We start from the raw sequence: 1073 nt of genomic DNA, 5'->3' as shown, positions 1-1073 counted from the left end.
TGGTATTGAAGCCACGCACGCGAGCAATATCTGGGCTGATACACGTGAGCAAAATGCGATTAAATGTCGGAATCAGCAGCAGCAGGATGATCAAGCAGCTCACTGCAAGCAACGTGATGTCTCTATCGGTCACCGTCAAAATCGAACCGAACAGTACGTTTTCTAGCATGTGTATGTTGATCTTACGTGCGACGTACATCAGCAACGCCGCCCCGACCGCCAGAGCTAACGCCAGAAATACACCGACCAACGTGTCATAAGGTACATTGGTGCGATTTCTCACGAAGTGCAGCAGCAACGCAAAGATCATGCAGAAGCTAAACAACCCTATGATTGGGTTTTCTGGCGGTTCACCAAGTAAAACACCAATAGCGATACCCGTCAGTGCTGCGTGGCCTACTGCTTCGGAGAAAAACGCCAAACGCTTAGCAATCACTAATGTGCCCAGCCCACCGAGTAGCGGCCCCAAAATCAGCGCAGCGACCATCGCGTTCACCATAAAAGCGTACGCAAAGCTGTCGCTCAACCATCCAGCGTCTACACCACTCACCGCCAGTGCTCGTAACCACTCCATTACGCCGCCTCCGCTTTGGTTGTGTAGTGCTTAAATAATGTTTCAATACGATCTGGGCTCAGAACATCCGAGTGGTGTCCGGACGCAACAATCTGACGGTTAACAACGTGCACTTCTGCATCTAAGCGACGCACCGCAGTGACATCATGATGAACCGCTAACACCGTTTTGCCCTGCGCGACAACTTCATGTATCAACCCTTCAAGGTAACGCACACCTTGCTCGTCCATCCCTGTTGTAGGCTCATCCAACACCAACAAGCTTGGGTCATCTAACAAAGCCTGAGCGAACAACACACGCTGTTGCTCACCGCCAGAAAGTTGCCCCATACGACGATCTGAGCGAGCGGCCATGCCGACGCGATCTAATTGCGCCAACGCACGTTGTGTTTGTTTGGTTTTACGGCGCCAGAATAGTGGGATTCGTGTTTGGTTCAGCAACACAAAATCCATCACCGTTAGCGGTAAGCTGGCTTCAAACATCGCTTTTTGAGGAACAT

2 protein-coding genes are annotated in these 1073 nt (G+C 51.1%); both read right to left on the bottom strand.

Annotated features, from left to right (window positions below; all coding sequences use genetic code 11):
• Positions 1–574, bottom strand: a 574-nt coding sequence (locus tag R7Z77_RS24105; RefSeq protein WP_318136894.1) for a metal ABC transporter permease, incomplete at its 3' end; no start/stop codon positions are given.
• A partial coding sequence (locus tag R7Z77_RS24100) for a metal ABC transporter ATP-binding protein (protein WP_318136893.1) occupies positions 574–1073 on the bottom strand: 500 nt, incomplete at its 5' end. The genes R7Z77_RS24105 and R7Z77_RS24100, both read right to left, overlap by 1 nt.

This window comes from Vibrio sp. 1401 (assembly GCF_033340295.1).
This window is presented reverse-complemented; position numbering and strand designations above follow the sequence as displayed.